The organism is Methylomagnum sp., assembly GCF_054333355.1.
This window is the reverse complement of record NZ_JBTEKS010000179.1, coordinates 1-8,736: the sequence shown is the minus strand read 5'-3', so window position 1 is coordinate 8,736 and position 8,736 is coordinate 1. Positions and strand designations below refer to the sequence as shown.

The window sequence follows — 8,736 nt, the reverse complement described above, 5'->3', positions numbered from 1 at the left end:
CAAAGAGCGGAAACGGAAACCCGCCGTGAGGCCGAGCGAGAAGCCAAGCAACAAGCCGAAGAAGAAGCCCGTCGCAAGGCCACCGCCGAAGCCAAGCGGGAAGCTCAAGAAGATGCGCGGGAAAAGGTTGAACTCGAAGCCAAACGCAAAGCCGAGGCCGAGGCGCGACAAAAGGCTGAATTGGACGCCAAGCGCAAGGCCGAGACCGAGGTGAAACGCAAAATCGAAGAAGACGCCAAACACCGGGCGGAATTAGCTGCGCGGGAAAAAGCCGAGCAAGAAGCCCAGCGCAAAGCCGAAGCTTTGGCCGAGACGAAGCGCGAAGCCCAACAAGAAGCGCGTCACAAAGCCGAGCAAGAGGCCCGCCGCCGGGCGGAATTAGAAGCCAAACAAAAAGCCGAGGCGGAAGCCGAAGTCAAGCGGGAGGCTCAGGAAGAAGCGCGTCGCAAGGCCGAGCAAGAAGCCCGGCAGAAAGCTGAGGCCGACGCCAAACGCAAAGCCGAAGCGGAAGCTCGGGCTGAGGCCAAGCGGGCAGCAGAAGCCGAGGCCAAGCGCAAAGCCGAGGCGGAAGCCCGGCGCAAGGCCGACGTGGAAGCCAAGCGCCGGGCTGAGTCCGAAGCCGCCGCCAAACGGGAGGCCCAGGAAGCCGCCCGTCGCGAAGCCGCCGAGGCCGAAGCGAGAAAAAAAGCGGAAGCGGACGCAAAACGTAAGGCGGAAGCCGACGCGAGGCACAAAGCCGAGTTGGAGTCCAAGCAAAAAGCCGAGGCGGAAGCCCGCCGCAAGTCCGAAATCGAAGCCAAGGCGAAAGCCGAAGCGGAGGCGAGGCAAAAAGCTGAACTAGAAGCCAAGCGCAAAGCCGAGGCGGAAACGAAACGCAAAGCCGAGGCCATCGCCGAGGCGAAACGGGAAGCCCAGGAAGAAGCCCGCCACGAAGCCGCCGCCGAAGCCAAACGCAAGGCGGAACAGGAGGCCAAGCGCCAGAAAGAAGAAAGGGAACTGGCCTTGCGTGAGGCCATGGAAGAGGAGCGAAAGGAAGAAAAAGCGGCAGCGGAGGGAGCGGGCGCGTGGGCCAGCCGGTATTTCAAACCCTTGGTTGAGCGTAATTGGATACGCCCACCTTCTGCCCAAAGCGGGGTCTCTTGTACAATCCGGGTCCGATTGACGGCGGGCGGCGATGCGCAGAGTCCCCAAGCCTCTTGCTCTGGTGGAGACGCGGCCCTTGAACGATCTGCGGAAGCGGCTGTTAAAAAGGTTCCGAGCTTCCCTCTCCCGCCCGATCCGCTGGTGAGAAAACAGCTTTTAAGTCAAATCGTTGCGTTTAAGTTCACCCCTCATTGACTTGCGAAGAGTATTCGATGACTAGCCCATTCCGAACCGCGCTGCTGTTCCTGAGCCTTAGCGCTGGCCTGTTTGGCGGAGCGGCCCGCGCCGAGTTGACCGTGGACATCACCAAGGGCGTCGAGGGCAATGTGCCCGTCGCCATCGTGCCCTTCGCCCAATCCGGCTTGGCTGGCGAAAACCTGGGCGGCATTATCGCGGCGGACTTGGCCCGGAGCGGCAAGTTCAGCCTGTTGCCGGAAGGCCAGATGCCGGAGCGCCCCGCGCCGCCCGACCCGGTGAACTTCCGGGCGTGGCAATCGGCGGGACAGGACTACGTGGCGATAGGCCGCATCGTGCCGGGCGCGGGCGGTCAGTATGATGCTGAGTTCTACCTGTTCGACGCCATCCGGGGCAACGTGCTGGCGTCGGACCATGTGCCTTTCGAAGCGCGGGAAGCCCGCCACGCCGCTCATCAAATCGCCGACATGATCTACAAGGCGCTGACCGGCGAGCGCGGCGTCTTCAATACCCGCGTGGCCTACGTCACCGTGTCGGGCTCCGGCAAGAACCGCGAGTACCATCTGCACATCGCCGACACCGACGGGCGCGATCCGCAATCGGTCATAAGTTCATCCGAACCGATCATGTCGCCCGCGTGGTCGCCGGACGGCAAGCGCATCGCTTACGTGTCCTTCGAGAACAAGACCTCGGCCATCTTCGTGCAGGATTTGTTTTCAGGAGAGCGGCAAAAAGTCTCGGAAGCGCCCGGCATCAACGGCGCCCCGGCTTGGTCGCCGGATGGTTCGCGGCTGGCCTTGACGCTTTCCAAGGACGGCAGCCCGGATATTTACGTGTCGAGCGTCAGTGGCGGCAGCTTGCGGCGCATCACCAGCGACTCGTCTATTGATACTGAGCCGAATTGGTCGCCTGATGGCCGCAGTTTGGTGTTCACCTCTGACCGGGGCGGCAAGCCGCAGCTTTATTTGGTGGCGGCGGACGGCGGCGAGCCGTCGCGGCTGACGTTCGAAGGTGCCTATAACGCTCGGGGCGTGTTTTCGCCCGATGGTCGCCACCTCGCCATGGTGCATGGCAATGGCGGCGACTACCGCATCGCGGTGATGGACGTGGCGTCCAAGTCCCTGCGGGTGCTGACCAAGGGACCGCTGGACGAATCGCCCGGCTTCGCGCCCAATGGCAGCATGATTCTTTATACCCACAAGCAGGGCGGCGTCGATCAGTTGGCGGCGGTGTCCCTCGACGGCAAGACCCATCAAAGTTTGAAGGTGCAGGGCAAAGAGGTCCGCGAACCGGTGTGGTCGCCGTAGCCCGTCGGTTCTCGTTCCCACGCTCCGGCGTGGGAATGCCGTCTTGGCCGCAACCGCGGCCCGCATTGAAACGCCACGCAACTGCATTCCCACGCTGGAGCGTGGGAACGAGTCAACCCATGAACTGGGGAAGAACACCAATGAAATTCCTAAAACTACTTTTAATCTTATCCATGTTCACGCTGGCCCTAAACGGCTGTAGCTCCAAAGGAAATGTGGAAGGCGAGGGCGGTGCCGATGGCGGTGCCAACGGACTGGCCGACGGGGCCGCAGGCAAAAGCGGCAAGGGCGGACCCCGCATCAACAAATACGGACAAGGCGGCGCTTACGGCCAGGGCGGCGCGGGTGCCTATGGTGCCGACGGGTCCAGTGGCTATGGGGCCGATGGCGCGGGTGGAGCCGGGGGCGGCGCGGGCGGCGGAGAACTCGACAACCCCAGCGGGCCACTGGCGAAGCGCGTGGTTTACTTCCAGTACGACAGCTACGAAGTGCTGCCGGAATACCAATCCGTGGTGAGCGCCCACGCCAATTACCTGTCCGCCCACCCGGAGCAAAATGCGGTGCTGGAAGGCCACGCCGACGAGCGCGGCTCGCCCGAATACAACATCGCCCTGGGCGAACAGCGGGCCAACGCGGTGCTGCGCATGATGCAATTTCAGGGCGCCACTGGCGGGCAGTTCCAGGTGGTGAGCTTCGGCGAGGAGAAGCCCGCCGTGTCGGGACACGACGACGCCTCCTGGCAGCAGAATCGTCGCGTGGAAATTTCTTATCCGGGACATTGAGCCATGGCCGAAAAAATCGTGATCGCGGGATTGATGGCGGCGGGGCTGTTGTACGGGGAAGCGGCGATGTCCGCGCCCAACCAGTACGACCAGCCCTATGACGAGGCGGGCTACGGCGTGGCGACGCTGGAAGAGCGGGTCGCCAAGCTGGAAAAGCGCCTGTCCGGCAACACCCTCATGGAAATGTCCAACCGGGTGGAGAAGCTTCAGGCCGAGGCGCTGAAACTACGTGGCGACGTGGAGGAGCTGACCCACGAGTTGGAAAAGGCCCGCAAGCAGCAGCGGGACATGTACACCGATCTCGACCAGCGCTTGCAAAAAGCCGCTGCCGCGCCGACGCCGCCTCCCGCCGAGAATAGCGCCCCGCCCGCGCCCGCTGGCGGCGACCCTAGCGCGATCCAGCCTCAAGCCGGAGCGGCACCTGCGCCACCAGCGGCCTCGCCTCCACCGCCGCCGCCGCCCGCGCCAGTGGCCGATCCGGCGGTGCGGCAAGCGGCTTACCAAAAGGCGTTTGGCTCGCTGAAGGATGGCAAATATTCGGAGGCGATCCGGGATTTCAAAGGCTTCATCGCGGCCTATCCCAGCGGCGAATATACGGACAATGCTTATTACTGGCTGGCCGAAGCCTATTACGTGAACCGGGATTTTCCCGCCGCCCGCGACAACTTCCGCAAGATGACCAAGGAGTTCCCGCAGAGCGCCAAAGTGGCGGACGCCTATCTCAAGCTCGGCTTCATCGAGTACGAGAACGGCCAGTACGCCGCCGCCAAGGATTTGCTGAACGATGTCGTCAAGCGCTACCCCGACAGCAGCGCCGCCAAGCTGGCGGAAAAGCGGCTGGAACGGATGCGCCAGGAAAAGCACTAAACGGCATGTTCGAAAATAACGCGCACGGCTGTGGGCTGGGTTGGAGCTTCACGGAAACCCAGCTTTTCAGCCCAGGAACGCTGGGTTTCGTCCCTCAACCCAGCCTACATCCCTGATATCCGTGGATAGCCTCAAAATCACCGAAATCTTTTTCTCCCTGCAAGGCGAATCCCGCACGGTGGGCTGGCCCACGGTGTTCGTGCGGCTGACCGGCTGCCCGTTGCGTTGCGTGTATTGCGACACGGCCTACGCCTTCAGTGGCGGGGAGCGCAAGGACATCGCGGACATTTTCACCGAGGTCGCGCAGTACGGCGCCCGGCATGTCTGCGTCACTGGCGGCGAACCTTTGGCGCAACCCGGTTGCTTGACGCTGTTGGATGTGTTGGTGGCGGCGGGCTACGACGTTTCGCTGGAAACCAGCGGTGCCCTGGATGTGTCGGGCGTCAATCCCCAGGTGGTCAAGGTGCTGGACATCAAGACGCCGGGGTCGGGCGAGGAAGCCCGCAACCGTTTCGGGAATCTGGACTATCTCGACGCCAAGGATCAGGTGAAGTTCGTCATCATGGATGGGGCGGACTACCTTTGGGCCAAGGCCATGCTCGTGGAGCATCGCCTCGCGGAACGCTGCGAGGTGCTGTTCTCGCCCGTGGCGGGGCGACAGGATCCCACCGAACTGGCCGAATCCATTCTGCGCGACCGGCTGCCGGTGCGCTTCCAATTGCAACTCCACAAAATTCTTTGGGGCGACAAGCCCGGCGTGTGATGAAAAAAGCGGTTGTTCTTTTATCGGGTGGCCTCGATTCCGCCACCGTGCTTGCCATTGCCAAGGCGGACGGCTACGAGTGCCACGCCCTGAGCTTCGACTACGGCCAGCGGCATGGGGCCGAATTGCAGGCGGCGCGGCGCGTGGCCGATTATTTCGGGGCGGCGGAGCATAAGACCATTCACATCGGCCTGGACGCCATCGGCGGTTCGGCCCTGACCGACGCGGCCATCGCCGTGCCGGATCATCCCCAGGCGGGCATTCCCGTCACTTACGTCCCGGCCCGCAACACCGTGTTCCTGGCCTTCGCGCTGGGTTGGGCGGAGGTTCTGCACAGCGCCGACATCTTCATCGGTGTCAACGCGGTGGATTATTCCGGCTATCCCGACTGCCGCCCGGAGTACATCGCCGCCTTCCAAGCCCTGGCGAAATTGGCGACCAAGGCCGGGGTGGAAGGCGCGGAATTCCGCATCCACACGCCCTTGATTGAGCTTTCCAAGGCCGACATCATCCGCCGGGGAACGGGGTTGGGCGTCGATTATTCGCTCACCGTGTCCTGCTATTCCGCCGACGACGCGGGCCGGGCCTGCGGGGTGTGTGATGCGTGTCGGTTGCGGGCGGCGGGATTCGCGGCGGCGGGGCTGGCCGATCCGACCCGCTACGCCAAGCCCCCTAAATCAATCCCGTAGCTGGCCTGGTTCCGTGTCCCCGCTATTTGGCGATGAGCCAGCGCAGCGCGGCTTCCCGATCATGAAAAACCCGGACGACATAACCGCGATTCCCGCACGCGGTTTCCCAGAAGTCGATGTTGCGGGAGACGTCCGAAAGCTCAAGCGGCGGAAATAACAGCGCCTCTTTGCCAGCGCGGGGAAAACCGTGGGTTTCCAGCACATCGACAATGGCGTAAAGATCAAAAACAGAGTGACCGCCTTGTAGCGCCATGCAGTCTCCGAGGAACAGTATCGCGGAGTTTTCTCGGGCAAAGGCGAGCGTGGCTTTACACGCCGCCATAAGCTCATCGGGTTTGACGACGCCGCTGTAAACGGTTTCGACGATACGGGCATCGGCCTGGAAGATGATTTGCCAGGGCATTAATACGCTCCCTTCATGTGGGCGGTCTTGGAGCAGACCAAATTGAAAGGAGAGGGGGCGGGATGTGCTTTCGGCCCACTCGACTAACTTTTGTCAGTTTAGTCGCCGTGGTTTTTTTTGGATGGCTTGAGCCGAAAAGAATTTGGGTATCGCCATTTCCGAATTAAACCAAGCTGCGCCGCCGGATGGCTAGAAGAAAGCCATACACGCCGAGCGCCGCTAGCAGATGTTTTAAAGCATGGCCGCTGAAGGGATACAGCAGGCGGAAAATCGGCCCGTCGAGGAATTCCGCCAATTTGGCGGCGGCGTAGGCACCGAGCATCGCCCAAAGGTAGGCGGCGCCGGTGAAACGGGAACGGAACATCAGCATTATCAAGGGAATGAGCAGCATCGGCAGGAATTGGACCAGGCCATACCAGCGCAAATCGCCCTGGCCTAGCCGCTCGCTGAGATGCCAGTACAGCACCGAGCCGGTTCCCGCCACGAGTAGCGGCCTCAGCAAGCGCCGACCCGTCGCCGGGTCAATGTATTCGCCGACGATGATCGGCAACAACGCCATGAAGGCGAGAGTCATGGGCAGCCGGTCCCAGAGCAAGCTGTCGTTGTCCGGGCTTAGGTGATAATAAGCGGAGCCGGGACCGACCAGGGCGACCCCGCCGAAAAAGATCAGATAGGCGAGCCATAGCGTCGGCACGATGACCGGCCTGCCGTGATATAGCTCCCGGATGCCCGCCAAGCCGACGAACAGGAACGGCAGATTGGTCGCCACGTTCCAGAAGTTCGGAATTCCCAGGCGGGCGCTTTGGTCCGCGAACTGGTGATAGGCCGGGTTCTGCGGAATGGCGGGCACCAAGAATGCACCGATGACGGCCAGCGCGGTGAGTCCCAAAAGGATTTGAATTTTGCGGTCGGGATTGCTCGTCATAGTGGACGCCTCCGTTTGAACCGACGGGAAAGGCAGCTAGATTGGCTCAAATCGCGGTTAAAAACCACTCCCACGAACACATTGCAAACCATTTTAAAACTTAGATAAAACTACAACAGACCCATGTCCTATTACCTGGAACCCAACAAAGATTACCGCAACGATTCCCTGCGCCATGACGCCGAATTCTCCGAGGAAGAGATTCGTGTCGATACCGCCAAGCATTATGACGATTGTTATTGGGACTACCGTACGGCGTGGTTCGATAACGAGAATCTAGCCCTGCATTATGGGTACTGGGAGGAGGGCATCAAAACCCACAGCCAAGCCCTGCTGAACAAGAACCGCATCATGTGCTACATCGCGGGTATTAAACCCGAGGATCATGTGCTGGACGCGGGTTGCGGCATCGGCGGCAGTTCCATTTGGTTGGCGAAGAATATTGGTTGCCGGGCCACCGGAATCACCGTCAGTGAGCAACAAGTCGGGCACGCCACCCGCAACGCCCAGCACCACGGGGTTTCCGGCAAGGTTAATTTTAAAGCGGCGGATTTCTGTAAGACACCTTTCCCGGATGAATCCTTCGACGTGGTATGGGCCGTCGAGAGCAGTTGCTACGCCACCGATAAGCGGGATTTTTTCCGCGAAGCCTATCGCCTGTTGAAAAAGGGCGGCACGCTGATCGCCTGCGACGGCTACGCCACCAAGCGGGAATTCAATCAGGAAGAATGGCAGGCGGTGATGGATTGTCTGAATGGCTGGGCCGTGCCGAATCTCTCCACCGTCGAGGAATTCCAATCGGGTATGGAAGAGTGCGGGTTTGTCGATGTGCATATCACCGAGGCGACCAAGGAAACCATGCCGTCTTCCCGGCGTATGTATTTAACGGCTTTGTGGACTTATCCCATGCAATTGATTATGCAATGGCTGGGGTTGCGGAAGAAGGCACAAACGGCGAATTTCAAGGTGGCGCTGGCGCAGTGGAAGGTATTCCGGGATGGGATGGTGAGGTATTGTATCTTCCGGGCCAAGAAACCCGCTTAATCCATTTCCATATGCTTCGCTGTAGGTCGGACTTCAGTCCGACCTGTCGGGCTAAAGCCCGACCTACAGGAGAATTCTCTATCGTTTCCACGGAGACCGAGAGAATGATAAAAATCATAACGGAGATTGCGCTGTGCCAGAAACTACCTCAGCCGAGTTATTCGGTATTCCTAAGGAATATGTTTTCCTTGTCATCGGCCTATTGGTTGGTCTTCTCATTGGCTTTTGGGTGGGTTTCCGCGCCGGACGCTTTATGGGCGCGGTGCAGCATCTCAAAGACCTTCGCGCCGCTGCGGGCGAATCGGGTTTGTCCCAAGCGCCTCAGTCATCGCCGCCCGCCGCTTTACCGGGTTTTAGTCTGGTGGTTAATGGAGATAACGTGGATATTTCGGCGGAAGCCATGGAAGAAATCCAAGCCCTGATGAAATCCAATCGTAAAATCGACGCGATTACAATATTGCGCGACGCCACGGGAATGGGATTGGCGGAAGCCAAGGCGGTGATGGATTCGTTGGAGAAGGTGATTCGCTGAATTAACCTCTCGGAATTGATGGACCCCCGCTGCCCCGTTGGCTGAGCGGAGCCGAAGGCAACGGGGCGGCGGGGGGCCGGGGTTCG

At 60.8% G+C, this 8,736-nt stretch carries 10 protein-coding genes; 8 read left to right on the top strand and 2 right to left on the bottom strand.

What is annotated here, in order from left to right; genetic code table 11:
* The 6 genes from tolA to queC form a co-directional block, all read left to right on the top strand.
* Positions 1-1,338: cell envelope integrity protein TolA (tolA, locus tag ACXWUF_RS13785; protein WP_458495243.1), on the top strand; the 1,338-nt coding region annotated here is incomplete at its 5' end.
* Positions 1,339-1,355: 17 nt separating this feature from the next.
* A complete protein-coding gene (gene tolB, locus ACXWUF_RS13780) occupies positions 1,356-2,645 on the top strand; it encodes a Tol-Pal system beta propeller repeat protein TolB (RefSeq protein WP_458495242.1) in 1,290 nt (429 codons plus the stop codon).
* 140 nt (positions 2,646-2,785) lie between these two features.
* Entirely contained in the window at positions 2,786-3,427 is a 642-nt protein-coding gene (gene pal, locus ACXWUF_RS13775; protein WP_458495241.1) for a peptidoglycan-associated lipoprotein Pal, read from the top strand.
* 3 nt (positions 3,428-3,430) lie between these two features.
* Entirely contained in the window at positions 3,431-4,294 is an 864-nt protein-coding gene (ybgF, locus tag ACXWUF_RS13770; RefSeq protein WP_458495240.1) for a tol-pal system protein YbgF, read from the top strand.
* A gap of 121 nt (positions 4,295-4,415) precedes the next feature.
* Positions 4,416-5,057 carry a 7-carboxy-7-deazaguanine synthase QueE gene (gene queE, locus ACXWUF_RS13765; protein WP_458495239.1) on the top strand — a complete coding sequence of 214 codons (642 nt, stop codon included), beginning with the start codon at positions 4,416-4,418 and terminating at the stop codon, positions 5,055-5,057.
* A complete protein-coding gene (gene queC / locus ACXWUF_RS13760; RefSeq protein ID WP_458495238.1) occupies positions 5,057-5,746 on the top strand; it encodes a 7-cyano-7-deazaguanine synthase QueC in 690 nt (229 codons plus the stop codon). The genes queE and queC overlap by 1 nt, the downstream gene beginning before the upstream one ends.
* Positions 5,747-5,768: 22 nt before the next feature.
* On the opposite strand, the gene ACXWUF_RS13755 is transcribed toward queC, so the two are convergent.
* Both ACXWUF_RS13755 and ACXWUF_RS13750 read right to left on the bottom strand, forming a co-directional pair.
* The gene (locus ACXWUF_RS13755) at positions 5,769-6,149 is read right to left on the bottom strand and encodes a hypothetical protein (RefSeq protein ID WP_458495237.1); all 381 of its coding nucleotides are present in this window, start codon (positions 6,147-6,149) and stop codon (positions 5,769-5,771) included.
* 163 nt (positions 6,150-6,312) lie between these two features.
* On the bottom strand, positions 6,313-7,074 hold the full coding sequence (locus ACXWUF_RS13750; RefSeq protein ID WP_458495236.1) for a ceramidase domain-containing protein: 762 nt from the start codon (positions 7,072-7,074) through the stop codon (positions 6,313-6,315).
* A 123-nt stretch (positions 7,075-7,197) separates the two neighbouring features.
* Between ACXWUF_RS13750 and ACXWUF_RS13745 the strand changes: the two genes are divergently transcribed.
* Positions 7,198-8,118: an SAM-dependent methyltransferase gene (locus tag ACXWUF_RS13745; protein ID WP_458495235.1), complete on the top strand. Its 921-nt coding sequence runs from the start codon at positions 7,198-7,200 to the stop codon at positions 8,116-8,118.
* A 133-nt stretch (positions 8,119-8,251) separates the two neighbouring features.
* Positions 8,252-8,650: a hypothetical protein gene (locus ACXWUF_RS13740; protein WP_458495234.1), complete on the top strand. Its 399-nt coding sequence runs from the start codon at positions 8,252-8,254 to the stop codon at positions 8,648-8,650.
* Positions 8,651-8,736: the final 86 nt, after the last annotated feature.